At 73.7% G+C, this 25,363-nt stretch carries 18 protein-coding genes and 1 pseudogene; 11 read left to right on the top strand and 8 right to left on the bottom strand.

The features are described 5' to 3' along the window. Positions 1–79 precede the first annotated feature (79 nt). The 5 genes from LQ51_RS25280 to LQ51_RS25260 all read left to right on the top strand — a co-directional run bounded on the left by LQ51_RS25280 (position 80) and on the right by LQ51_RS25260 (position 6,870). Positions 80–2,749 carry a LuxR C-terminal-related transcriptional regulator gene (locus LQ51_RS25280; RefSeq protein WP_046569863.1) on the top strand — a complete coding sequence of 890 codons (2,670 nt, stop codon included), beginning with the start codon at positions 80–82 and terminating at the stop codon, positions 2,747–2,749. A gap of 17 nt (positions 2,750–2,766) precedes the next feature. Continuing rightward, a complete protein-coding gene (locus LQ51_RS25275) occupies positions 2,767–4,053 on the top strand; it encodes a nicotinate phosphoribosyltransferase (protein ID WP_046569861.1) in 1,287 nt (428 codons plus the stop codon). Positions 4,054–4,067: 14 nt separating this feature from the next. Further along, on the top strand, positions 4,068–4,649 hold the full coding sequence (locus LQ51_RS25270) for an isochorismatase family protein (protein WP_046569860.1): 582 nt from the start codon (positions 4,068–4,070) through the stop codon (positions 4,647–4,649). 39 nt (positions 4,650–4,688) lie between these two features. Next, a complete protein-coding gene (locus LQ51_RS25265; RefSeq protein WP_046569858.1) occupies positions 4,689–5,924 on the top strand; it encodes an MFS transporter in 1,236 nt (411 codons plus the stop codon). A 172-nt stretch (positions 5,925–6,096) separates the two neighbouring features. After that, complete coding sequence (locus LQ51_RS25260) at positions 6,097–6,870, top strand: alpha/beta hydrolase family protein (RefSeq protein ID WP_156313219.1); 774 nt, start codon at positions 6,097–6,099, stop codon at positions 6,868–6,870. A 157-nt stretch (positions 6,871–7,027) separates the two neighbouring features. Here LQ51_RS25260 and ctaD read toward each other — a convergent pair whose 3' ends face one another. The 3 genes from ctaD to LQ51_RS25245 all read right to left on the bottom strand — a co-directional run bounded on the left by ctaD (position 7,028) and on the right by LQ51_RS25245 (position 13,982). Continuing rightward, positions 7,028–8,785 carry an aa3-type cytochrome oxidase subunit I gene (ctaD, locus tag LQ51_RS25255; RefSeq protein WP_046569854.1) on the bottom strand — a complete coding sequence of 586 codons (1,758 nt, stop codon included), beginning with the start codon at positions 8,783–8,785 and terminating at the stop codon, positions 7,028–7,030. A 138-nt stretch (positions 8,786–8,923) separates the two neighbouring features. After that, positions 8,924–10,030, bottom strand: coding sequence for an FAD-dependent monooxygenase (locus LQ51_RS25250; protein WP_046569852.1), 1,107 nt, complete (start codon positions 10,028–10,030; stop codon positions 8,924–8,926). A gap of 238 nt (positions 10,031–10,268) precedes the next feature. Continuing rightward, entirely contained in the window at positions 10,269–13,982 is a 3,714-nt protein-coding gene (locus LQ51_RS25245; protein ID WP_052745049.1) for a LamG domain-containing protein, read from the bottom strand. 344 nt (positions 13,983–14,326) lie between these two features. Between LQ51_RS25245 and LQ51_RS25240 the strand changes: the two genes are divergently transcribed. Next, positions 14,327–15,460: a glycoside hydrolase family 12 protein gene (locus LQ51_RS25240; RefSeq protein ID WP_046569851.1), complete on the top strand. Its 1,134-nt coding sequence runs from the start codon at positions 14,327–14,329 to the stop codon at positions 15,458–15,460. Positions 15,461–15,519: 59 nt separating this feature from the next. Here the strand turns inward: LQ51_RS25240 and LQ51_RS25235 are convergent, their stop codons facing one another. Further along, positions 15,520–16,302 carry an aldo/keto reductase gene (locus LQ51_RS25235; protein WP_046569850.1) on the bottom strand — a complete coding sequence of 261 codons (783 nt, stop codon included), beginning with the start codon at positions 16,300–16,302 and terminating at the stop codon, positions 15,520–15,522. Positions 16,303–16,416: 114 nt separating this feature from the next. Between LQ51_RS25235 and LQ51_RS25230 the strand changes: the two genes are divergently transcribed. Together LQ51_RS25230 and LQ51_RS25225 are read left to right on the top strand one after the other, a co-directional pair. Beyond that, on the top strand, positions 16,417–17,451 hold the full coding sequence (locus LQ51_RS25230) for a DNA polymerase ligase N-terminal domain-containing protein (RefSeq protein ID WP_046569849.1): 1,035 nt from the start codon (positions 16,417–16,419) through the stop codon (positions 17,449–17,451). An 8-nt stretch (positions 17,452–17,459) separates the two neighbouring features. After that, positions 17,460–18,647, top strand: coding sequence for a threonine synthase (locus tag LQ51_RS25225; protein ID WP_046569848.1), 1,188 nt, complete (start codon positions 17,460–17,462; stop codon positions 18,645–18,647). 699 nt (positions 18,648–19,346) lie between these two features. On the opposite strand, the gene LQ51_RS25220 is transcribed toward LQ51_RS25225, so the two are convergent. The 4 genes from LQ51_RS25220 to LQ51_RS25205 form a co-directional block, all read right to left on the bottom strand. Further along, on the bottom strand, positions 19,347–21,131 hold the full coding sequence (locus tag LQ51_RS25220) for a glycoside hydrolase family 15 protein (RefSeq protein WP_046569913.1): 1,785 nt from the start codon (positions 21,129–21,131) through the stop codon (positions 19,347–19,349). 41 nt (positions 21,132–21,172) lie between these two features. Further along, a complete protein-coding gene (locus LQ51_RS25215; protein WP_046569845.1) occupies positions 21,173–21,565 on the bottom strand; it encodes a cupin domain-containing protein in 393 nt (130 codons plus the stop codon). A 260-nt stretch (positions 21,566–21,825) separates the two neighbouring features. Beyond that, positions 21,826–22,131: a hypothetical protein gene (locus LQ51_RS25210; protein WP_231605876.1), complete on the bottom strand. Its 306-nt coding sequence runs from the start codon at positions 22,129–22,131 to the stop codon at positions 21,826–21,828. A 281-nt stretch (positions 22,132–22,412) separates the two neighbouring features. Next, a complete protein-coding gene (locus tag LQ51_RS25205) occupies positions 22,413–22,949 on the bottom strand; it encodes a hypothetical protein (RefSeq protein WP_046569842.1) in 537 nt (178 codons plus the stop codon). Positions 22,950–23,052: 103 nt separating this feature from the next. Between LQ51_RS25205 and LQ51_RS25200 the strand changes: the two genes are divergently transcribed. From LQ51_RS25200 to LQ51_RS25190, 3 genes and pseudogenes are all read left to right on the top strand, one after another. Continuing rightward, positions 23,053–23,748, top strand: a complete 696-nt coding sequence (locus tag LQ51_RS25200) for a response regulator transcription factor (RefSeq protein WP_046569840.1) — start codon at positions 23,053–23,055, stop codon at positions 23,746–23,748. After that, on the top strand, positions 23,745–25,022 hold the full coding sequence (locus tag LQ51_RS25195; protein ID WP_046569838.1) for a sensor histidine kinase: 1,278 nt from the start codon (positions 23,745–23,747) through the stop codon (positions 25,020–25,022). Before LQ51_RS25200 ends, LQ51_RS25195 begins: the two co-directional genes overlap by 4 nt. A gap of 81 nt (positions 25,023–25,103) precedes the next feature. Continuing rightward, positions 25,104–25,363 (top strand): annotated as a pseudogene (locus tag LQ51_RS25190) (hypothetical protein); the annotation flags it as partial.

Below are 25,363 nucleotides of genomic sequence, written 5' to 3'. Positions count from 1 at the left end.
CACCGGTAATCGAGCGATTACTCAACTTCGGTGCGTGACGATGCGACCGCATACGGAACAGCGTCGATATGCTGCAGCGATGAGTCGCTGGGACTTCGTCGGCCGCACGGACGAACTGCACCGCCTGCTGTCGGCGATCGGCGGTCCGGACGGGCGCGGCCTGCTCTTCAGCGGCAGTGCCGGGGTCGGTAAGAGCCGGCTGCTCCGGGAGGGGGTGGCCGCGCTCTCCCCCGACCGGTACGCCATCTGGTCGGTCTCGGCCAGCGCCACCACCGCGGCGCTGCCCTTCGGCGGCCTCGTCCAGGTCCTCCCCGCCGAGCAGCCGCAGGGGCTCTCCCCCGCCGGCATCCTGCGCTGGGCGGTGGACCTGCTCCAGGAACAGGCCGCCGGCCGGCCGATCGTGCTCGCCATCGACGACGCCCACCTGCTCGACCCGCCCTCGGCAGCGCTGGTCCACCTCATCGCCCGCGCCGAGAACACCACCGTCATCGGCACCCTGCGCAACGGCGAGCAGATCCCGCTGCCGATCCGGGCCCTGTGGACCGACGACCTGGTCGACCTGGTCGAGTTGGGCCCGCTCGGTCCGACCGAGACGACCGGGCTGCTCGCCGCCATCCTCAACGGGCCGGTCGACGCGGGCACCGCCGACCGGCTCTTCCGGCTCTCCGCCGGCAACGCGCTGCTGCTGCGCGAGCTGGTGCTGGCGGTCTCGAGCAGCGGCGAGCTGAGCCGCACGTACGGCATCTGGAAGTGGACCGGCCGGCTGGAGCTGGCACCCAGCCTGACCGACCTGATCGACACCCGGATCGGCCAGCTCACCCCCGGCGTGCGGTCGGTGGTCGAGCTGGTCGCCTTCGGCGAGCCGCTCGGCCTGCAACTGCTGCAACGGGCCGTCGACCCGGACGACGTGGAGACGGCCGAAGAGCGCGGCCTGATCAGCATGGTCCACGACGACCGGCGGCTGAACGTCCGGCTCGCCCACCCGCTCTACGGCGAGGTGATCCGGCGGCACTGCCCGGTCAGCCGGACCCGCCGGCTCCAGGCGACCCTGGCCGACCTGCTCGAGCAGGTGGGCAAGCGCCGCCGCGACGACCTGCTGCGGGTCGCCGTGTGGCGGCTCGATTCCGGTACGGCCCAGGACCCGGCGCTGCTGCTCGACGCCGGCGCCCAGGCCTTCGGCCGGTACGACGTGCCGCTGGCGACCCGGCTGGCCCGGGCCGCGCTGGAGGCCGACGGCGGCTTCTACGCCGCCGAGCTGCTCGCCACCATCCTCATGTTCGCCGACCGGTCGAGCGAGGCGATCGAGGTGCTCGACTCGGTCGCCGGGGAGATCCACGACGACCGGCGGCGCGGCCGCTGGCTGACCGTGCGGGGCATGGTCAGCTACTGGGGACTGAGCCGCGAGTCCACCGTGGAGGAGATCGCCGCCCAGGGCGCCGCGCTGGCCGACCCCGCCGACCAGGCCCGGGTCCGCGCCTTCGAGGCGATCATGCGGCTGCACCGGCTGGACACCGGCGCCGCGCTGCGGCTGGCCCAGGCCGTGCTGGACCGGCCGGCCGCGCCGGTGGCCGCGCGGGAGCTGGCCCGCTGCACCATCGCGCACCTGCAGGCCGCCCAGGGGCAGTACCGGCGCAGCGCCACCGCCGTCGCCCGGGTGCAGGCCGAGGCGGCCCGCTGGCGGAACGACATGCCCTATCTCCAGCTCGCCATGGAGCTGGCCCGGGGCACCCGGCTGGCGCTCTCCGGCGACCTGACCGGCATCGACGCGATCGTCGCCGACGAGTTCGCCGACCTGGCCGGCGCCGGCGACTTCCGGCTCGGCACCGGCTACCTGGCCATCCTCCAGGCGTACGTGGCCCGGCTGCGGGGGCGCAGCGACGAGGCGCTCAAGACCAGCCTCGGCGCCTGCGCGGTGCTGGCCACCAGCCAGGTGTACGCCGGCCTGGCGCACGCCGAGCGGGCGCAGGCCGCCGCGCTGCGCGGTGACGCCACGCACGCCGCCGAGGCGATGGCGGAGGCGGACCGCACCCACGCGCCCGGCATGGCGGTGCTCTACCCCTGGCTGGAGCAGGCCCGGGGTGCGGTGTACGCGGCCGCCGACGACCTGCCCGCCGCCGTCAAACACCTCTGCGCGCTGGCCGACCGGCTCCGCGCGGACGGCTTCGCCGGCCACGAACTGCTGGTCCTGCTCGACCTGGTCCGCCTCGACCAGGCCGCCGCGCCGGTCGGGCCGACCTGCACCGACGGCGGCCGGCGTACCGTGGCGCAGCGGCTGACCGAGCTCTCCGAGCGGGTCGACGGGATGCTGCCGCCGCTGGCCGCCCGCTATGCCCGCGCGGCCGCCGACGGCAGTCCCGCCGACCTGCTCGCCGTCGCCGACGACTTCGCCGCCCGCGACCTGGTGGTGTACGCCGCCGAGGCCGCCGCGCTGGCCGTGCAGCACGCCGGGCGCGACGGCACCGGCCCGGCCCGGGAACGTCTCGCCGCCCTGCTGCGCCGCGGCGACCGGCTCGCCACCCCGGCGCTGCGCCAGCTCCGCCCGACGCTCAGCGACCGGGAGTGGGAGATCGCCCGGCTCGCCGCCGAGGGCGTCACCAGCCGGCTCATCGCCGAGCAGCTCCACCTGTCCAGCCGCACGGTGGAGAACCACCTCCAGCGGGTCTACAGCAAGCTCGGCGTGGCCGGCCGGGCCGAGCTGCGGGCCGCGTTGCGGTCGATGCCGGGGCACGACGGCACCGATCCGGCCTGAACTCTAGGCTGGAGGCCGTGAGCACCCTTCGCCCCGCGCTGCTGACCGACCACTACGAGCTGACCATGGTCAGCGCCGCCCTGCGCGACGGCACGGCCGACCGCCGTTGTGTCTTCGAGGTGTTCAGCCGGCGGCTGCCGGCCGGCCGCCGCTACGGAGTGGTGGCCGGCACCGGCCGGCTGATCGAGCTCATCCGCGACTTCCGGTTCCAGCCCGAGGAGATCGACTTCCTGCGCCGTACCGGCGTGGTGGACGACCGGGCCGCCGAGTGGCTGGCCGGCTACCGCTTCACCGGCGACATCGACGGGTACGCCGAGGGCGAGCTCTTCTTCCCCGGGTCGCCGATCCTCACCGTCTCCGGCGGCTTCGCCGAGTGCGTGGTGCTGGAGACGCTGGCGCTGTCGGTGCTCAACCACGACAGCGCGGTCGCCGCGGCGGCGGCCCGGATGGTCACCGCGGCCCGGGGGCGGGCGCTGATCGAGATGGGCTCCCGCCGGGCGCACGAGGAGTCGGCGGTGGCCGCGGCGCGGGCGGCGTACCTGGCCGGCTTCCGGTTCACCTCCAACCTCGCCGCCGGCCTGCGGTACGGCATCCCCACCGCGGGCACCGCGGCGCACGCGTTCACCCTGCTGCACGACGACGAGCAGGCCGCCTTCGCCTCGCAGGTCGCCACGCTGGGCAAGGACACCACCCTGCTGGTCGACACGTACGACATCAGCCAGGGCATCCGGAACGCGATCGCGGTGGCCGGGCCGGAGCTGCGGGCCGTACGGATCGACTCCGGGGACCTCGCGGTGATCGCCCAGCAGTCGCGGGAGCTGCTCGACTCGCTCGGCGCCACCGAGACGAAGATCATCGTGTCGGGTGACCTCGACGAGTACGCCATCGCCGCGCTGGCCGCCGAGCCGGTCGACATGTACGGCGCCGGGACCGCCGTGGTGACCGGCTCCGGCGCGCCCACCGCCGGCCTGGTCTACAAGCTCGTGGAGGTGGAGGGCCGCCCGGTGGTCAAGCGCTCCGAGCACAAGGCCACGATCGGCGGCCGCAAGGTGGCCGTGCGCCGGCACAAGCCGACCGGCACCGCCACCGAGGAGGTCATCGTGCCCCAGGGCGTGCCGGACCGGCAGCCGAACGACCGGCTCCTCCAGCGCTCCTTCGTGGCGGCCGGCGAGCCGGTGCCGCTGCCCACCCTCGACGAGTCGCGGGAACACCTGCGGCAGTGCCTGATCTCCATCCCCTGGGAAGGGCTGAAGCTCTCCGGCGGCGACCCCGCCGTCCCGGTGACCGTCGTACCCGCGAGCTGAGGAGGGACCGTTCCATGGGCAACGCCCTGATCATCGTGGACGTGCAGAACGACTTCTGCGAGGGTGGCTCGCTCGCGGTGGCCGGCGGGGCCGGCGTGGCGGCGGGCATCTCCCGACTGCTGGCCGCCGAGCCGGGCCGGTGGGAGCACGTGGTGGCGACGAAGGACTACCACATCGACCCGGGCGCGCACTTCGGCGATCCGCCGGACTACGTCGAGTCCTGGCCGCGGCACTGCGTGGTGGGCACCGCCGGGTCCGAGTTCCACCCCGACCTGGTGACCGACCGGCTCGAGGCGATCTTCCACAAGGGCGAGCACGCGGCCGCGTACTCCGGTTTCGAGGGGCACGCCGCCGACGGCGAGTGCCTGGCGGACTGGCTGCGCCGGCACGACGTCGACCGGGTCGACGTGGTGGGCATCGCCACCGACCACTGCGTGCGGGCCACCGCGCTGGACGCCGCCCGGGAGGGGTTCGACACCACCGTCCTGCTGGACCTGACCGCCGCCGTGGCTCCGGAGACGCTGGACGTGGCGCTGCGGGCGCTGGACGGCGCCGGGGTCACCATGGTCGGCGAGCCTGTGATCAGGAACCCTTGACCGGCTAATCGGTTGCCGCTGTCGTACCTCCCGTCGAGGATGTCGCGGGAGGTACGGACCGTCGTGAACCTGAAGCCTTACCGGGAGGCACTCGCCCTGCCCGGTCTCCGCTCGCTGCTGCTGATCTCGGTGCTGGCGCGCATCCCGCTCACCGCGACCGGGGTGACGCTCACCTTCCACGTCCTGCTCGACCTCGGCCGCGGCTACGGCGCGGCCGGCCTGGTCGGCGCGGCGTCCACGGTCGGCAACGCGATCGGGGCCCCGCTGCTCGGGCGGCTGGTCGACCGGCGCGGGCTGCGCCCGGTGCTGGTGCTGACCACCATCGCCGAGGGCGTCTTCTGGACGACCGCGCCGGCGTTGCCGTACCCCGTGCTGCTGCCGGCGGCGTTCCTGGCCGGGCTGGTCGCCCTGCCGGTCTTCTCGGTGGTCCGCCAGTCGGTCGCCGCGCTGGTGCCGGCCGAGCGGCGCCGCCCCGCGTACGCGCTGGACTCGATGTCGGTCGAGCTGTCGTTCATGGTCGGCCCGGCGCTGGCGGTGGCCCTCGCGGCGGCCGTGTCGCCGCGGCTCACCATGTGGGCGGTGGGCGCCGGGATCGTCGCCTCGGGGATCGGCTTCTGGCTGCTCGACCCGCCCACCCGCAGCGCCGACGAGCCGGCCGGCCCGCACCCACGGGTGCCCCGCCGGCAGTGGGTCACCCCCCGGCTGCTCGCCGTGCTCGCGGTCAGCCTGGCCACCACGCTGGTGCTCGGCGGCACCGACGTGGCCGTGGTGGCGGTGCTGCGGGCCGGCGGCGAGGTGGGCTGGACCGGCGTGGTGCTGGCCGGCTGGGCGGTGGCGTCGCTGGCGGGCGGCTTCGCGTACGGCGCGCTGACCCGCTCCCCGTCCCCGCTGGTCCTGATGGCGGCGCTCAGCCTCGCCACCATCCCGGTCGGGCTGGGCGGGGCGCACTGGTGGCTGCTCTGCCTCGCGCTCGTGCCGGCCGGCGCGCTCTGCGCGCCCACCATCGCCTCGACCGCCGACGCGGTGAGCCGGCTGGCCCCCGCCGCCGTACGGGGTGAGGCGATGGGCCTGCACGGCTCGGCCGTCACCGTCGGCATCGCCCTCGGCGCGCCGCTGGCCGGCACGGTGATCGACGCGTCGGCGCCGCTGTGGGGCTTCGTGGCTCCCGGCGTGATCGGCCTGCTGGTCGCCATCGTGGTGCTCCCGGTCGCGCTGGGCCACCGCCGCGAGCCGGCCGGCCCGGCCGCCGGGGAGCCGGTGCGGGTCGGGGTCTGACCGCTCGCCGGCCGGTGCGGGTCGGGATCCGACCACCGGCCGGCCGGGGCCGGCGGTCCGTCCGGCCGGTCGCCGTAACAGCTTCGACACGGTGCCGGGAAGGGGGACAACCCGGCGCCCGGCTTCTCGACAGAATGGGAGCGCTTCCACCACCGCGTCTCGAGGAGTTGCCGTGAACCGTGCCGTTCCACGCCTCGTTGCCGTGGCCACGCTGTCGATGGCGATGGCCGCCTGCACCAGCAGCAGTGCCGAGCCTCCGGCGCCGACGGCGTCGGCCGGGCTCAACACCGGGGCCGACTGTCCCGGGCTGGCCGAGCGGGGCCGGCGGATCGTGTTCGGTCAGGCGCTCGGCACCGAGCTGGGCGGCCTCGTCCTGGGCACCGGTAGCACCGGGGTGGTGCTGGCGCACATGGCCGGCGGCGACGTCTGCCAGTGGTTGCCCTACGGGCGGGAGCTGGCCGACCGGGGCTACCGGGTGCTCGCCTTCGACTTCGCCGGGTCCGGCTCCTCCCCGGGCAGCGGCGTGTCCCGGGCCGAGCAGGTCCAGGCGGCGGCCGCCACGCTGCGCGCCGAGGGCGCCGGCCGCACGGTGCTGATGGGCGGGTCGATGGGCGCGACCTCGGTGCTGGCCGCCACCCCGACGCTGGACCCGGCGCCGGCCGCGGTCATCGCGCTCTCCCCGCCCACCGCCTACGGTGACGCGGACGCCAGCGCGGCAGCCCCGAAGATCACCGTCCCGGTCTTCTACGGCGCGGGCGAGCTGGAGGCGAACTTCCCGGACGAGGCGCGGCAGCTCTACAACGCCACGCCGAAGACCACCCAGCGGCAGCTGGTGCTGGCACCGAGCAACCAGCACGGGTTGTTCCTGGTCGACCCGGGCACCGGGGAGGCCGGGATCCGGGATCAGGTGAAGGCGTTCCTGGACCGCCACGCGCCGACGGCCTAACCGTCCCCGACCAGCCGCGCCGACGGCCTGGCCGTCCCCGACCAGCCGCGCCGCCCCGGTCGAACCCGGACCCCGCGCGGTGCGGGCCGGCAAGCACACACGGAACGGGCCCCTTCGCCACCGGAGAAGGTGGGGAAGGGGCCCGTTCGACGAGCGGTCAGCGCCGGTCGACGCTACCGGCGGTGTCCTCCTGGTAGCTGGCGCCACCGTCGGACTCGCTGGTCAGCGGCTTGGCGCCGCCCTCCGGCGGGCCGGCCAGGGTCTGCCCGGCGGCCAACTCGGGGAACTTCAGGTCGAACGCCGGGCGCTCGGAGCGGATCCGCGGCATCCGGTCGAAGTTACGCAGCGGGGGCGGGCAACTGGTCGCCCACTCCAGCGAGTTGCCGTGACCCCACGGGTCGTCGACCTCGACCACCGGCCCGGTCTTGTACGACTTCCAGCAGTTCCAGATGAACGGCAGGGTCGAGATGCCGGTGATGAACGCGCCGATCGTGGAGATCGTGTTCAGCGTGGTGAAGTCGTCGCTGGGCAGGTAGTCGGCGTACCGGCGGGGCATGCCCTCGTTGCCCAGCCAGTGCTGGATCAGGAACGTGGTGTGGAAGCCGATCATGGTCAGCCAGAAGTGGATCTTGCCGAGCCGCTCGTCGAGCATCCGGCCGAACATCTTCGGGAACCAGAAGTAGATGCCGGCGAAGACGGCGAACACGATCGTGCCGAAGAGCACGTAGTGGAAGTGCGCCACCACGAAGTACGAGTCGTGCAGGTGGAAGTCGAGCGGCGGGCTGGCCAGGATCACGCCGGTCAGGCCACCGAAGAGGAAGGTCACCAGGAAGCCGATGGCGAAGAGCATCGGCGTCTCGAAGGTGATCTGCCCCTTCCACATGGTGCCGATCCAGTTGAAGAACTTCATGCCGGTCGGCACCGCGATCAGGTAGCTCAGGAAGCTGAAGAAGGGCAGCAGCACCTGGCCGGTGGCGAACATGTGGTGCGCCCAGACGCTCATCGACAGGGCGGCGATGGCGATGGTCGCGCCCACCAGGCCCTTGTAGCCGAAGATCGGCTTGCGGGAGAAGACCGGGATGATCTCGGTGATGATGCCGAAGAACGGCAGCGCGACGATGTAGACCTCGGGGTGCCCGAAGAACCAGAACAGGTGCTGCCAGAGCATCGGGCCGCCGGTGGCCGGGTCGTACACGTGGGCGCCGATCAGGCGGTCCGCGGCGAGCGCGAAGAGCGCGGCGGCCAGCAGCGGGAAGATCAGGATCGCCAGCAGGCTGGTGACCAGCATGTTCCAGGTGAAGATCGGCATCCGGAACATGGTCATGCCCGGCGCGCGCAGGGTCAGGATCGTGGTGATCAGGTTAACCGCGCCGAGGATGGTGCCCAGACCGGAGATGGCCAGGCCCATCACCCACATGTTCGCGCCGACGCCCGGCGAGTGCTCGGCCGTGCTCAGCGGCGTGTAGGCCGTCCAGCCGAAGTCCGCGGCGCCACCGGGAGTGAGGAAGCCTGCGGTGGCCATGGTGCCGCCGAACAGGTACAGCCAGTACGCGAAGGCGTTCAGCCGGGGGAACGACACGTCCGGCGCGCCGATCTGCAGCGGCACCACGTAGTTCGCGAAGGCGAACACGATCGGCGTCGCGAAGAACAGCAGCATGATCGTGCCGTGCATGGTGAAGAGCTGGTTGTACTGCTCGGGCGACAGGAACTGCAGGCCCGGACGCGCCAGCTCGGCGCGCATGATCAGGGCCATCAGGCCGCCGATCATGAAGAACGCGAACGCGGTGACCATGTACATGATCCCGATCTGCTTCGCGTCCGTGGTGCGCAGCAGCCGCGCGATGGCCGACCCCTTGACCGGCTCGCGGACCGGCCAGGGCCGGGTCACGACCGGCTTGGGTGCGACGGTGGTCACGAGTGGCCTCCGGTTCTCGGTTGTCCCGCTCGGCACGCGCTCATCCTGCGCAGCCGTCATCCGTAGGGAGGATAGTCCCCGGTAGGACGGGACGCCGCGTGGGGTGGGCGGCTACGATCTTCCGCCCCCGGGGCGGCGTCAGAGCGGGCCGACCAGCAACCGGTAGTGCTCCTGGAAGATCCGTCCGCCGCGCCCGCGCAGCAGCGGGTCGCGCAGCGCCGGCGGCACGTCCCGGGTCCGGTTGCGGTCCCGGGTCCGGTCCCGCACCCAGCGGGTACGCGGCCGGCGCCGGCTCTCGTACGCGATCAGCGCGGCGTCGACGCTGCTGGCGGCCTTGAGCGACTCGGCGAGCACCACCGCGTCCTCGAGTGCCATGGCGGCTCCCTGGGACAGCGTCGGCGCGGTGGCATGGGCCGCGTCACCGACGAGCAGCACCCGGCCGTGGAACCAGCGCCCCAGCTCCACCTCCTCGGTGAGCTCGGCGTGCACGTCGTCGAGCGCGGCCAGCACCTCGGGCACCGGGCCGCCGTAGTCGGCGAAGAGCTCGTGCAGCCGGGCCAGCGGGTCCGCCGGGACCGTGCTGCCCGCCTCGTCCGCATAACAGTGCAGCCGCCCGGCGCCGATCGGGGCCACCAGGAAGCCGGCGCGCTGGCCGAGCAGCGCGGTCCAGTCGGTGACCCGGGGCCCGCCCCGGACCACGGCCCGGTAGACCACCTGGCCGGCGGGGCGCGGCGGGCCGCCGAGCGCGGCCAGGGTACGCACCGCCGAGCGCGGCCCGTCGGCGCCGATGACCAGGTCGTACTCGGCGCGGGTGCCGTCGGTGAAGGCGACGGCGACGCCGCCGGGCAGCGGATCGACGCTGCGCACCTCGGCGCCGTGCCGGACGGCGCCGCCGGCGCCGGTGAGCAGCACCCGGTGCAGCTCGGCGCGGGGCAGCGCCCGGCACTCCCCGACCCCGGACCAGAGGGCATCGAGGTCGACCTCGCAGAGCGGCACGCCGGCCGCGTCGAGGAAACGCTGCCGGTGGATGACCTCGCCGAGGGGGCGGACCGGACCGTCCAGGTCCAGTCGGCGCAGCGCCCGGGCCGCGTTGCCGGGCAGGTAGAGCCCGACGTCGCCGCGCTCGGTCGGGGGAAGTTTCTCGGTCACATCCGGCCGGAACCCCGCCAGGCGCAGCGCCCGCGCGACGGCGAGACCGGCGATGCCCGCGCCGACGACGAGGATGCGCAGGGGGGAGCCACCCATGGTGGTGTACGCCTCCGGAGGGGTTCGGCACGCGTTGGAGGCAAGACACTACTCCCCGCAATCAGCGCGCGGTAGACCCACATCGGCGGTGGCGGCCGGCCCCTCGGTACGCCGTGCCGATCCCACCCGGCGCAACTCCCACCCCGGCCGGAGACGGCGAACGGCGGGTCGGACATGGCCCGACCCGCCGTTAGGCTGCCCCGCGCCGGCGACCGGGTGGCCGCCGGCGCGGGAAGGATCACTCGCCCGACGTCGGGTCCCGCACCACCTGGGTGTCGTAGAGCGTCCGCACCTGGGCGTCGGTCATCGCACCCTGGTACGTGCCGACCTCGTCGATCGTGCCGAACAGCAGGTTGGCATCACCGATGCCGCTGCCGACCCTGAGCGGGCCGTTCGCCTGCCACGGCTGCCAGGCGGCGTTGAGCGGGATGCTGGACGTCGCGCTGCTGGTCTCCGACCGGTAGATCTCGCCGTCGACGTACAGCTTGAGCTGGCGGTGCCCGACGTCCAGCACGCCCACCAGGTGGTGCCAGCTCGCGTCCGGGTCCTGCGCCGGAGCGGCCACGATGGTGGAGCCGGTGCCGCCGTCCTGGGTGGCGGCGTCCTTGAGCATCTTGAACTTCCACTCGCCGCCGTTGTCCGGCAGGTAGTAGAGGTAGAAGCCGTTGTTGACGCTGCCCTCCTGGGCCAGCACGGTCTGCGGCACATCGGTCCGGTCCAGCTTGACCCAGGCCGACACGGTGAACGACTGGTCGGTGCGCAGCACCGGGGTGTTCTGCCAGATCGTGTACTGCAGACCCGCGGCGTCCGGCGCGGTCACCCCCTTCTTGTAGGCCGTCCGGGCCCACTCCCGGGTCCCGGTCTGGCCGTCGATGGTGTTGTCCAGGGCCAGGCCGGTGTCCCGCAGGCCGTCGGCCAGCGGGTCGGCGCCCCGCTGCAGCGCCAGCCAGCGGTCGAAGCCGGTGAGGTCGCCCGCCTGGCAGGTGTCGGCCAGATCCTGGATGAAGCACCCGGCAGAACGGGCGAAACTCCACTGGCCGACGGTGGTCGGGGTCAGCATCCCGGGCTCGTCGACGCCGCCCGAGTCGGGATCCGACTTGAGCTGGCCGGTGAAGTCGTGATCCACCAACACCCGGTCATAGACCTGCACGTCGGCGATCGAGCCCTTCCAGTACTTGTTCTTGGCGCCGTCGACCCAGCCACGGCCCACCGCGAACACCCCGTTGGCCTGCCACGGCGTGCTCGGCCCGGCCGACTCCATGGCCGGCTGGTCGTCGACGTACAGCCGGATCTTGCCGGCCGCCCGGTCGTAGACGCCGACCAGGTGCACCCACTTGCCGACCTCGCTGACCTCGATGGTCTGCGTGGCCGCCCGGGTGACGCTGGACTGGGCCGAGTTGTTCTTCATGCTGAACGACCACTTCGCCACCGAGTCCACCATCCGGGTGCCCAGCTGGAAGCCGGCCGCGTCGGCGCCGTCCTGGGCCAGCGCCACGGTGTCCCAGGTCGGCATCGCCGGCAGCCGCAGCCAGGCCGCGACGCTGAACGACTGGCTGGTGTCGACCACCGGCATGGCGGTCTGCGCCTCGCTGGTGGTGCCGTTCATCGTGGCCACCGAGCCACCGATCAGGTGCGTGTCACTGGACCAGGTCAGGTTGCTGGCCGTCAGCGGGCTGTCCTTCACCAGCGGACCGGCCCCGTCCGTGTCCCCGTAGCCCGACTGCTGGTCGGCCAGCGCCGCCGCCTGGGTCTGGCCGGGGTAGGTCTCCAGCGTCCACCGGGCCACCGCCGGCCGGGGCCGGCCCACGATGAACTCCGCGCTGCCGTAGCCCTCGTTCAGGGTGCCGTCGACCGCCGAGGCGTACAGGATGTTCGTGCCGTACTTCGGCGCGGTCAGGGTCACCGTGGCCTGCTTGACGCCGTTGACCGTGGTCGCCGCCACGCTCGTGGTGGCCCCCGTCCAGCCGTACTTGAAGCTGGTCACGTCGGTGGCCGTCGAGGAGATCTTGAACGTGCCGGGCTGGCCCGGACCGGCCGGCGGGGTCACCACGGTGACCGTGACCGGAGGCACCGTGGTGTCCGCCTTGAACTGGCACCAGGCCGACCAGCCGCTCCACTGCGAGTAGGGCGCCGGGTCCACGGCGGTCACCCGGAACGCGTACGTCTTGTCCTTGACCAGGGCGACGGCGGCGGTGACCGCCCGGCCGTTCGCCGGCGCGGACACGTTCGCCGGTTTCGGCTTGCGGGCCGGGTAGGTGTCGGTCACCGTGCCCATGCCGCCGGAAGGCACCTCGATCCACTCGTAGGTGCCGGTCAGCGCCTGGGTGGTGTCGGCGTCCGGGTAGACCGCCGAGAAGGTCGGGCTGAGCGTGCCGATGGTGGTCACGCCGGAGGTCGCGCAGGCCACGCCGGCGATCTGGAAGTTGGTCGGCTTGCCGGGCCGGGAGTCGTAGTCGACGATCAGCTTGGCCTTGCCCGGGGTGAACTTCTTCCAGCGGTCCTGCGCCGTCTCGTACTGGCCCTCCGGGTTGCAGGCGCAGAAGCCGACGGTGAGCGTGCTCCAGCTGCCGGTCGCGGCGGCCTGGACCTGGCTCTTCACCCCGCTGCCGGTGAAGTTCATCGTCATGTCGGGCTGCGGCGAGTCCGAGCATCCGCTGCCCTTGTTCGCGTGCCCCTCCGCGGAGTCCATCCAGGACTTCAGCTTCATGCCGGAGTAGGACGCCTTCATGGTCGCGTTGATCACCGGCACCAGGTACATGTGCGCCCAGGTGTTCCCGCACGACCAGGAGTGGTAGAGGTTCATCTGCACGTACGCCGAGTAGATGTACTTGCCCTTCAACGACACCGAGCCGTTGGTGGTGGGGAACTCGAAGTACGACCGGAACCGCGACCCGACGCACGGCCCGTCCGGGCTGTAGCCGACCCGGGCCACCGAGTAGTCGGTGTTGGTGCAGCCGTCACTGGTCGCGTAGGCCCACCGCGACTTCGCCACCGACCAGGCCGGGTCGACGTAGACCGGGTAGGTGGCCCCGGCCAGCAGCGCGGCGTCCGGCACCAGCCGCAACTCGCCCTTGGCGACCCGGGTGGCGACGGCCGCGGTGCGCGCGCCGTCCCCGGCGGTCAGCGCGTCCGACCGGCCCCGGGCGGCCTCGTGCGCGGCCGCCGCGGCGCGCTTCGGCAGCGCGGAGTCCCACATCACCGCCGGCTGCGACCGGGCGATGGCGGTGGCGCCCGCCGCGGCGGTCAGCGAACCGTCCGCGTGCCGGGACAGCGTCACGTCGCCGCCGGTCTTCAGCGCGATCTCGCGGACCGCCGGGTTGGCCGCCGCCGACGGGCTCTTCACCACCAGCACGTGGGTGAAGCCGGTGTGGGTGGCCCGTACCACCAGGTCGACGTCCGGCAGCACGCCCGCGTAGGTGGCGGAGTCCCCGGACACGGTGGGCGTCGGCAGCCGACCGGGCCAGGAGAAGGTCAGCGACCGACCGGCCCGCTTCAGGCTGATCAGGGGCCGGTCCCCGCCGGCCGAGAACGCCACGTCGGCCACCGAGGCGACCGGGCGCAGCAGGCCGTCCGCGCCGGCCCGCAACGACAGGTCGACGTCGGCCCAGGTGCCGTCGGCACGGCGGGTACGCTGCGGCTCGACCGCCGACTCGAACCGCAGCCGGCCGTCCGGCTGGGCGGTCACCTGGGTGTACTCCGACCGCGACGAGCCGACCACCACGGGCCGGCCGCACGCGGCGGCCGTCGCCACCGCTTCCCGCTCGGAGGCTTTGGAGTCGGCACAGACCGGTGCGGCGGCGGCGCGGGCCGGCGTCGGGGTCGCGGCGGTGACGGCGACCATGCCGGCCGCGGCGGCCAGGGCCACGGCGGTCAGTCCGGCCAGGCGGTGACGGATCGGGTCGGGACGGCCTGTCCCGCTCCGGTTTTCGGGCAGGGTCCAGCGTTGCGCCATGTGCACTCCCCCGTGTCAGGCATTGAAGATCAGCGACACCGTATGTGGACGGTGAAAGGGTGGTCAATCGGCCGTTCAGCGCAGTCGCGAAGGGTGACCGCGCCCCCCGGCACGCAGACGCGGAGGGTGAGGGCGCCGCCCGGCGCGCAGACGCGGACGGTGACCGCGTCCCGGCGCGTACGCCCGGCCTGCGGCGGCTCACCGAGCGTGGAAAGACCAGGGCGATTCGGTCGGCGCAGTTGCACAACGGTTTTAGACATGTGAATGTGTTGAGGAACCATGGGAGCGCTCCCGGACGTACCCCACCACACCTTCCGGCGCCCCGCGCCGAGCCAAGGAGCATCATGAAGCGTCCACTCAGGGCGATCGCGGCCGCCGGCCTGCTGGCCGCCAGCTCGATCGTCGCCATCGTCCTCGGCGGCACCGCCTCCGCCGACACCCAGATCTGCGACCAGTACGGATCGACCACCATCGGCGGCAAGTACGTGGTGCAGAACAACCGCTGGGGCACCACCGCCCAGCAGTGCATCAACGTCACCTCGAGCGGTTTCTCCATCACCCGGCAGGACGGGACCGGCAACACCAGCGGCGCCCCGGTCTCCTACCCGTCGATCTTCGTCGGCTGCCACTACACCAACTGCTCGCCCGGCACCAACCTGCCGGCCCAGGTGAAGAACATCGGCAGCGCGCCGAGCAGCATCAGCTACAACTACGTCAGCGGCGCCGTCTACGACGCCGCGTACGACATCTGGCTCGACCCCAGCCCCAAGAAGGACGGGGTGAACCAGATGGAAATCATGATCTGGTTCAACCGGCAGGGCCCGATCCAGCCGATCGGCTCCGTGGTCGGCAACGCCAACATCGCCGGGCGGACCTGGGAGGTCTGGCGGGGCAGCAACGGCTCGAACAACGTCATCTCGTACGTGGCGCCGTCCCCCATCAGCAGCCTGAGCTTCGACGCCATGGCGTTCATCGCCGACACCCGCAACCGGGGCGCGATCACCAACGACTGGTACCTGACCAGCATCCAGGCCGGCTTCGAGCCGTGGCAGGGCGGCGTGGGTCTGGCCGTCAACTCCTTCTCGCAGAGCGTCAACACCGGCGCGACCCCGCCGCCCACGACGGCTCCGCCGACCACCACCCCGCCACCGTCGGGCGGCAGCGGCTGCGCGGTGAAGTACACCGCGAACGCCTGGAACAACGGCTTCACCGCTGACGTCCAGGTCACCAACACCGGCGGCAGCACCATCAACGGCTGGACGCTCAGCTACAACCTGCCCTCCGGGCAGACCATCACCAGTTCCTGGAACGCCACCGTGACCCAGAGCGGATCCGCGGTGACCGCCCGGAACGTCGGCTACAACGGCACGCTGTCGCCCGGCGCCTCCACCAGCTTCGGCTACCAGGGGACGTTGAACGGCTCGTACTCCTCGCCGACCAGCTTCTCCCTCAACGGAACCACCTGCGCCCGGTCCTGATCAGGGGCGTACGACACGGGGGCGCGGTCCGGACGGACCGCGCCCCCGCTGCCGAACCGTCAGCCGCCGAGCGCGTCGATGTCGCGCATCTCCTCGGCGGTGAGCGAGAAGCCGAAGACGTCGGCGTTGGCCCGGATCCGCTCCGGGGTGACCGACTTGGGGATCACCACGATCTCGTGGTCGATGTGCCAGCGGAGCACCACCTGCGCCGGGGAGACGTCGTGCGCCTGGGCGATCCGGACCAGCACGGGATCCGACAGGTCGCTGGTCTTGAACGGGCTGTAGCCCTCCAGCACCACCCCCCGGTCCCGGTGCGCCGCGTGCACCTGGCGGTCGTACAGCGACGGGCTCCAGCGGATCTGGTTGACCGCCGGGGTCTCCTCGGTGGCCTGGATGAGCTCGTCGATCTGGCTGATGCTGTAGTTGCTCACCCCGACGGCCCGGGTCAGGTTCTCGTCCCGGGCCGCGAGCATCTCGCGCCAGGCGGGGATGCTGTCGCCGGCCGCGGACGGCGGCCAGTGGATCAGCCACAGGTCGACGTGGTCGGTGTCCAGGGCGGCCAGGCTGGCCTCGATGGTCTGCCGCTCCCGGCCCACCCGGTCGGGCGGCAGCTTCGTGGTGATGAAGAGGTCCTCGCGGCGCAGCCCGCTCTCCGCGATGGCCCGGCCGACCTCCTTCTCGTTGCCGTACATGGTGGCGGTGTCGATGTGCCGGTAGCCGGCGTCCAGGGCGGCGAGCACCGCGTCGTACCCGGCCTCGCCGGTGGCCTGCCAGGTGCCGAAGCCGAGCAGCGGCATCCGGACGTCGCCGGTGAGCGGGACGGTGGGCTGGTCGAGGTCCATACCGACGCTTCTACCCCGGTACGCCGCAGCCATGCCGGCCGCCCGGCGCGCGCGGAACGAGACAGAAAGGGCGGGAACCGGGCGATCCGGCCTGTCCTGCCGGAGAATACGGGCGTGGGCGACCGGCTGGAGGAGTACCGGCGGAAGCGGGACGCCGCGCGTACCCCGGAGCCGGTGCCGGCGGCGACGACCGAGCGGAAGCGGGGCGCGCGGCGCCAGCTCCGGTTCGTCATCCAGCAGCACCACGCCCGGAGCCTGCACTGGGACCTGCGGCTGGAGCACGACGGCGTGCTGGCCTCCTGGGCGGTGCCGCGCGGGCTCCCCCGCGACCCCGGACGCAACCACCTCGCCGTGCACACCGAGGACCACCCGATGGAGTACCTCACCTTCCACGGCGAGATCCCGGCCGGCGAGTACGGCGGCGGCCGGATGATCGTCCACGACACCGGGACGTACCGCGCGGAGAAGTGGCGCGACGACGAGGTGATCGTGGTGCTGGACGGGCAGCGGACGAAGGGCCGGTACGTGCTCTTCGCCACCGGGGGCCGGGGCCGGGACTGGATGGTCCGCCGCACCGACCCCGCGCCGGAGGGCTGGACGCCGATGCCGGAGCTGGTCCGCCCGATGCACACCACCGCCGCGAGCCGGCTGCCGAAGGACGAGGCCGCCTGGGGGTACGAGCTGCGCTGGGACGGCGTGCGGGCGATGGCGTACGTCTCCGGCGGGCGGCTGCGGCTGCTCGGCGACACCGACGAGGAGATCACCGGCGGGTACCCGTGGCTGCGCGCGATGGCCGAGGAGCTGGCGCCGGTCGAGGCGGTGCTGGACGGCGTGCTGGTCCGGATCGACCCGGGTGGGCGGATGAAGGCGCCCACCAAGCGCGACGGCCAGTTCCTCGCCGTGGACCTGCTCTGGCTGGAGGGCGCGACCAGCCTCGACCTGCCGTACGCGCAGCGCCGGGAACTGCTCGACGGCCTGGCGCTGACCGGCCCGCACTGGCAGACTCCGCCGTGGTTCCCGGGCGTCGGCGCGGACGCCCTGCGAACCGCCCGTGACCAGGGGCTTCCGGGGGTGGTGGCGAAGCGCCTCGACGCCCCGTACGAGCCGGGTCGGCGCAGCCGGCACTGGCTGAGCATCGACCAGAGCTGAGGAGCACCGTGCACCTGACGCACCTGGAATGCCCGCGCTGCGGTCGGGAGCATCCGGCGGGCGAGCCGCAGAACCTCTGCGGGTGCGGCTCGCCGCTGCTCGCCCGCTACGACCTGGCGGCGGTGGCCGCGTCGGTGACCCCCGAGCAGTTCGGGCTGCGCCCGGCCGACCTGTGGCGCTACCGGGAGGTGCTGCCGGTGGCGGACCCGCGCTTCGTGACCACGCTGGGCGAGGGCTGGACGCCGCTGCTGCGCGCCCCCGACTACGGCCAGGAGATCGGGATCCCCGACCTGATCGTGAAGGACGAGGGGTTGACCCCGACCGGGTCGTTCAAGGCCCGCGGCGCGGCGGTGGGCGTGAGCCGCGCCCGGGAGCTGGGCGTCGAGCGGATCGCCATGCCGACCAACGGCAACGCCGGGGCGGCCTGGGCGACGTACGCGGCCCGGGCCGGGCTGGGCGCGACCATCGCCATGCCGCTGTCCGCGCCGACCATCTGCCGCCGGGAGTGCGTCGCGGCCGGGGCGGACCTGCGGCTGGTGGACGGGCTGATCAGCGACGCCGGCCGGTGGGTGGCCCGGCTGGTCGCCGAGTCGGCCGGGCGGGTCTTCGACGCCGGCACGCTGCGCGAGCCGTACCGCCTGGAGGGTAAGAAGACCATGGGGTACGAGATCGTCGAGCAGCTCGGCTGGCAGGTGCCCGAGGTGATCATCTATCCCACCGGGGGCGGGGTGGGGCTGATCGGCATCCACAAGGCGCTGCACGAGCTGCGCGAGCTGGGCTGGGTGGAGGACCGGCTGCCCCGCCTCGTGGCGGTGCAGTCGACCGGCTGCGCACCGATCGTGCGGGCGTTCGCGGCCGGCGAGCCGCGCGCCACGCCGTGGGCGGAGGCCAGCACCGTGGCGTACGGCATCACGGTGCCGGCCCCGCTCGGCGACGAGCTGATCCTGGCGGCGCTGCGGGAGAGCGGCGGCACCGCGATCGCGGTGGACGACGCCGAGATCCTCGCCGACCTGCGGGATTTCGCCGCCCGGGAGGGGCTGCTGCTCTGCCCGGAGGGGGCGGCCTGCCTGACCGCCGCCCGGCACCTGCGGGCGGGCGGCTGGATCCGGGCCGGCGAGCGGGTGGTGGTGTTGAACACCGGTGCCGGCCTCAAGTACCCGGAGACGGTGGACGTATCGGCCGTGCCGATGGCGTGACCGCGCCAACCGCCGCTGACTGGCGTCCGCCCGGCGGCGCACCGCACGCACGATGCCCGCCGCCAGCCAGGGCACGTCAAGTGGCTCGGTAAGCAACGCCACCGGCTCGGGCCGCTCCAGCGGCTGTGGTGGTTTTCCTAGCTCGGGCAGCTCGGGGTCTCCTGTGGAAGTCGGGGCCTCCGGTAGAAAGCGACGAGCAACCGTGCCCAAGCGCGACACCGATCACTTACCGCAACAATGACGCAGCGTTACAGCGCACCACTCCACGGCCTTCCGCGCCCCCGCATCAATGCCTCAAACCCGGGGCAATTCACCCTTGCGCCAGCCGTCATCGAGTCCACCTCTTCCCGCCTTTGCTCTGCAGCCACCGACGCATCAGTAACCGAGCGTCCACCGCTGCGTAGAGGGCTGCAGAGCAAAGGCAGCGAAGGAGGGTGGCATGCGCGCCCCGGCTCGTTACAGCGAGTGATGGTGGCGCGGTACCCGTAGGCGAGGTGGGCCAGGTGGCGCGGTGGGCGAGGTGGGCGAGGTGGGCGAGGTAGGCGAGGTGGGCGAGGTGGGCGAAGTAAGCCAGGCGCCGTCGCAGGGCCTGACAGCGGGCAGGCATGAGACCCGCTGGATGCGCCGGGGGCCTCCTCGGCAGGCCAGGCCGGCAGAGAGATCAAGGTCAATGGCCGCGGTGTGCAGGACTGTCGCAGGTCAACCGCTGGTCGGGTCGGTCAACCGCCAGGCCGCGTTGATCAAGCCGATGTGCGACAGCGCCTGCGGCAGGTTGCCCAGCTGGGCCCCGCTGTTCAGGTCGATCTGCTCGGCGAGCAGGCCCACGTCGTTGGCCTGCCCGAGGACCCGCTCGAACAACGCCCGGGCCCGCTCCGGCTCCCCCGCCAGCACCAGGCACTCCACCAGCCAGAACGAGCAGAGCAGGAAGCCGGCCGGGTCGGTGTCCCAGCGGCGCACCAGGCCGTCGTCGGTGCCCAGGTCGCGCTCCACCACGGCGATGGTGGAACGCATCCGCGGGTCGGTGGCCGGCAGGAAGCCCATCACCGGCAGGACCAGCACCGACGCGTCCAGCTCCGCCGAGCCGAACGCGCCGGTGTACGCGCCCGTCCGCTCGTGCCACCCCTCGCGCAGCACCGTCGCCCGGATCTCGTCCCGGACGGCCGCCCACCGGCGCGGGTCGGCCCGCTCCCCGAGCCGGGGCGCCAGCCGCACCGCCTTGTCCAGCGCCACCCAGCAGAGCACCTTGGACGAGACGTAGTGCCGCTCGGCATCCCGGGTCTCCCACATGCCGCAGTCCGGCAGCTGCCAGGTCGACGCGACCTGTCCGGCCAGCCCGACGACCATCTCCCGCACCTCCTCGGCGAAGGTCTCGCCGAGCTGGTCGTGCAGCCGCCACACCGCCGCGATCACCTCACCGGGCACGTCGAGCTGCCGTTGCTGCCAGGCGTCGTTACCGATCCGCACCGGCCGGCTGCCGGCGAAGCCGGACAGGTGCCCGGCGACGTGCTCGGCGAGGTCCCGCTCCCCCTCCAGCCCGAAGAGCACCGGCACCGGCTCGTCGCCGATCCGGCCGATCGAGCGGGCCGCCCAGGCGAACAGCCGGGACGCCTCGGTCGGGCAGGCCGCCACCCAGAGGGCCCGCATGGTCATCGAGAAGTCGCGCAGCCAGGAGAAGCGGTAGTCGTAGTTCCGGTCGCCGCCGATCAGCTCCGGCAGGGAGGTGGTCGCCGCGGCGGCCACCGCGCCGCTGCGGGCGTACGTGAGGCCGGTGAGCACGGTCGCGCTCGCCCGCACCTGCGGGATGTAGTCCCCCTGGTACCGGTGCGACTCGCGGAACGCCTCCCACGCCTGGACCGTCTCGGCCAGCGCCCGGAGCGGGTCGAGCCGGACCGGCGGGTCCCGGTGCACCGCCGCGTACGCCAGGTCGAAGCCGACCGTCTGGCCGGCGGTCACCTCGAAGGTGTGCGTGACCTGCGCACCGTCGGGGTGCAGCGCCTGACCCGTGCCGCGCAGCACCAGCGCCACCGGGCCGGCGGTGGCCAGCACCCCGCCGCCCGGCTGCCCGTGCAGGTACGGGGTGAGCATCCCGTACTCCGGCCGGGGCACGAAGTCGAGCCGCATCGGGACCCGCCCGGAGAGCCCTTCGACCACCCGGACCAGCACGGCGGGCGAGTTCCGGCCCAGCTCGTGTCCCCGGGCCCCCGGTTCGGCGGCGAGCGCGTCGGTGACCGCGACGCTCCCCTCCGGGGTGTGGTGGACCGTGCGCAGCACCAGCGTGTCCGGCCGGTACGCCCGCTCGACCCGGCTCGCCGCGAGCGGGGCGAGCCGCCAGTGCCCGCCGGCGGGGTCGAGCAGGCGGGCGAAGACCGAGGGCGCGTCGAACCGGTCCGGGCACCACCAGTCGACCGACCCGTCCCGCCCGACCAGGGCCCCGGAACGGCAGTCGGAGAGGAATCCGTAGTCGGATATCGCCGGCTGGTGCACCGGCACCGGGTACCCGGACCGATCGCGTTCAGGCGGGCCGCTCAGGCGGTGGGCGGCTCGTCCTCCCCGGCCTCCTCGGCCGCGTCGGCCTCCTCCTTGGTCTTGTGCACCGCCCCGTCGGCGTGCTCCGGGGGACCGTAGACCGTGTAGAGGACCAGCGGGTTGGGGCCGGTGTTGACGAAGTTGTGCTTCGTCCCGGCGGGCACCACCACCAGGTCGCCGGCGACGACGTCCTTCTTCTCCCCGGCCACCCGGGCCTCGCCGGTGCCGCTGACGAAGGTGAGGATCTGGTCGATGTCCTCGTGGACCTCCTCGCCGATCTCGCCACCCGGCGGGATGGTCATGATCACCAGCTGGGTGTGCTGCCCGGTCCACAGCACCCGGCGGAAGTCCGGGCTCTTCTCGGCGACGGTCGCGATCGTGAAATGCTCCATGACGCGCACATACCCGGTGCGCCGTCGGCTCACGCCGGGACTCGCAGATGGTGGAATTCGCCACGCACCCGGGGTTTGGATCCCGTCCGGACGGGCATCTGGTGGCACAGGACCGGTGTAAGCCTGTGCCGGTCGAGCCAAGTCCCCGCTGGCGTACCGCCGTACGGCTGCGGCGGTGGGAGACGGCCAGAGCGCGGCGACGTTACGGCCCCGGCCGGACGGCGCCGTGCGCTCGTGTGCGCGCCCGCCCCGCCGCCCGCTCAGGTGAGGACGGCCAGGTGGAACGGGCGGTCCAGGTGCCCCCCGCCGACGTACGTCTCGACGAAGACCGCGTTGGGGATGCCGCTGCGCGGCGCCACCGTGATGGCGCCCTGGGGCGCGAGCCCGCCGCCGGCCGCGACGCCGACCGTGCCCACGTAGCCGGCCGCCGTGACGTCCTGGTCGAAGGCGACCTGGTACATGCCGGCGGCCAGCCGGGTGGCCGAGGTGACGCCGAGCCCGCGGACCAGGGTGCCGTTCGCCTCGACCACGGCGAACAGCACGCGGGCGCTGGCCGGCAGTCCCACCGCGGTGCAACTGGCGATCTCGGCGTCCGCGTGAGCGAGCTCCGCCGACCGGGGCGCGGGCTGATCGCCGGATCCCCGTCTGGATCTCGTGCTGGACATGAGGTCTCCCGAGCGCCGACTCCCGCCGGCGCCAAAGCGCAGATGTCGTGACAAGGGGGATCGACGGTGATCGCCCCGATGTCATCGAAGTTATGCGGTGTCGCACCCCCGCAGCCACCTGCGGCGCCGTCAGATCATGGACTTTCAGCGATCCACGGAACCCGCCTTGACCTGCGGAAACATCAATCGTGCCGGGTTGCCGTGGGTCGCCCGTCGACGCAGCGCAGGCGCAGCTCGTACTCCCCCTCCGGGCCGACGAAGCGCACCTCGACGTGCTCGTCCGGCCCCCGGTCGGCGTCCTTGGCCTGGTAGCCGGGAGCGGGCGACCAGGAGATTAGGCGGATCCCGGCCGGGCCGCACTCGGCCACCGCCGTACCGCCCGCGGTGGCGAAACCCCGCCGGCCGGCGGCGGGCGGCCCGCCGCTCGGCGTGGGACCTGCCGCCCCGGTCGTCGGCGTCGCCGTCCCGGTCGTCGGCGTCGCCGCCCCGGTCGGGGTGGCCGCCGTGGTCGGGCCGCCGGTCGGTGCGGCCGCCGCGGTCGGGCCGCCGGTCGGTGCGGCCGCCAGCGCCCGCTCGACGTCCCCCTGGTCGAGTACGCCGCCGGGGGTGCCGGTGATGCCCTCGCCGACCAGCCGGATCGCGCCGAGCCCGACGAGGGTGGCGACCACCGTGGCGGCCAGCCAGCCGGCGGCGGCGGCGAGGATCGGACGACGGCCCATGCGTCGAGTCTGACCGAGGCGAGGTTGCGCCCGGCACCGGGGAACGCTAAGCGAGGGTTAACGGGGGAAGCCGCCGGCGGTTGCCGGGGCTAACCTGCCAACCGTGGTCCGGCTGCTGCTCATCGAGGACGACCTGACGATCCGTACCCCCCTGCTCCGGGCGCTGCGCGAGCGCGGCCACGCGGTCGCCGCCGCCTCGACCGCGCTGGCCGGCCTGCGCGACGCGCTGGACGACCGGCCCGATCTGGTCGTGCTCGACCTCGGACTGCCCGATCTGGACGGCCGGGAGCTGCTGCGGATGCTCCGGGCGGTCAGCTCGGTGCCGGTCATCGTGGCCACCGCCCGCGACGACGAGACGGAGATCGTCCGGATGCTCGACGCCGGCGCGGACGACTACCTCGTCAAACCATTCACCGCCGCCCAGCTCGATGCCCGGGCCCGGGCCGTGTTGCGCCGCACCGCCGGCGACACCGCGACGGCCGACCCCACGCTGGTGGTCGGCGGGCTGCGGATCGACCCGCGCTCGCGGCAGGTCAGCCTGGACGGCGTACCGGTCGAGCTGACCCCGCGGGAGTTCGACCTGCTGCACCACCTGGCCGGGCGCGCCGGGCAGGTGGTCACCAAGCGGGAACTGCTCACCGAGGTCTGGCGGATCCCGTACGGCGGCGCCGACAAGACCGTCGACGTGCACCTGTCCTGGCTGCGGCGCAAGCTGGGCGAGCGCGCTCAGGAGCCACGCTACCTGCACACCGTGCGCGGGGTCGGGGTGCGGCTGGCGGCCCCCGGGGACGGCCGGTGAGGGGCCGGCTGGCGCTGCTCGTCGCCGCGGTCAGCGTGCTGGTCCTGACCGCGTTCCTGGTGCCGCTGGCGCTGCTGGTGCGGACCGTCGCGGCGGACCGGGCGACCGTACGCGCCACCGCCGACGCGCAGAGCCTGGCCCCGGTGGTCGGCACGGCCGACCCGGACACCGTCCGGCTGACCGTCGAGCAGCTCACCGCCGCCTCCGGCCGCCAGATCAGCGTCTTCCTGCCGGACGGCACGGTGCTCGGCACGCCCGCGCCGCGTACGCCGGCGGTGGCCCTCGCCGCCCGGGGGCAGAGCCTGACCGCCGAGTCGGCCGGCGGGCGGGAGGTGGTCATCGCGGTGCAGGGCCGACCGGACGGGACCGGGGTGATCCGGACCGTGGTGCCCCGCTCGGAACTGACCGCCGGGGTGGCCCGGGCGTGGTTGGTGCTGGCGCTGCTCGGCGTGCTGCTGGTGCTGGTCGGGCTGGTCGTCGCCGACCGGCTGGCCGCCACCCTGGTCCGGCCGATCGCCGCGCTCTCCGCGGTCTCCCACCGGCTCGCCAACGCCGAACTGGACGCCCGGGTGGAGCCGGCCGGACCGGCCGAGCTGCGCGAGGTGGCGGGCGCCCTGAACCACCTGGCCGGGCGGATCCAGGTGCTGCTGCGCGAGGAGCGCGAGCAGGTGGCCGACCTGTCGCACCGGCTGCGTACCCCGCTGACCGTGCTGCGGCTGGAGGCCGAGTCGCTGCGCGACCCGGATGACGCGGCCCGGCTCACCACCGCGGTCGACGGGCTCGAACGGGCGGTCACCGGGGTGATCCGGCAGGCCCGCTGGCGCACCGGGCCGCCGGGCCGCGGCGCCGGCTGCGACGCGGCGGCCGTGGTCGGCGAGCGGGTGGCGTTCTGGTCGGTGCTCGCCGAGGACACCGGGCGGACGGTCACCCTCGACCTCGCGCCCGGCCCGCTGCCGGTCGGGGTGGGCGGCGACGAGCTGGCCGATGCGGTGGACGCGCTGCTGGGCAACGTCTTCGCGCACACCCCGGACGGCACGCCGTTCACCGTGCGGCTCGCGCCGGATGCCGCCGGGGTGCTGCTGACCATCGCGGACGCCGGGCCGGGCCTGCCGGCCGGCGCGGCCCGCCGGGGGGCCAGCGGGGCCGGGTCGACCGGGCTGGGCCTGGACATCGCCGACCGGGCCGCCCGGGCCGCCGGCGGCCGGCTGGAGCTGGGCAGCGGGCCGGACGGCGGCGCGCTCGTGCGGCTCCGGCTGGGCCCGCCGCGGTCTTAACCCGGGCTTAGAACCGGGGTAGCGCGGGGCTATCCGGCCCCGACCGATCCTCGATGACACGACCGAGGAGAGGTGGAGATCATGCGACGTACTTCCCTGGTGCTGGCGGCGGCCGGCGGGGCCGCGGTGCTGGCCGTCACCGGCGCCGCGCTCGGCGGGCAGGTGGCCGACCGCTCCCGCCCGGCCGCCGTGGGGGCGAGCACGACAGCCGACGACCGGCCCCCGGCCGCGGCCGGTGACGACAGCCCCACCACGGCCGCCGACCGCGCCCCGACCGGCACCGCCGCGCCCGGCACGGCCGGAGCCGGCGGGGTGGACCCGCGCGCGGCCGGCACGGTGGC

This window comes from Micromonospora sp. HK10, assembly GCF_000982955.1.
In the GTDB taxonomy this organism is placed as follows: domain Bacteria; phylum Actinomycetota; class Actinomycetes; order Mycobacteriales; family Micromonosporaceae; genus Micromonospora.
The sequence above is the reverse complement of the archived record's forward strand: the minus strand, read 5'-3'. Positions and strand labels throughout refer to the sequence as shown.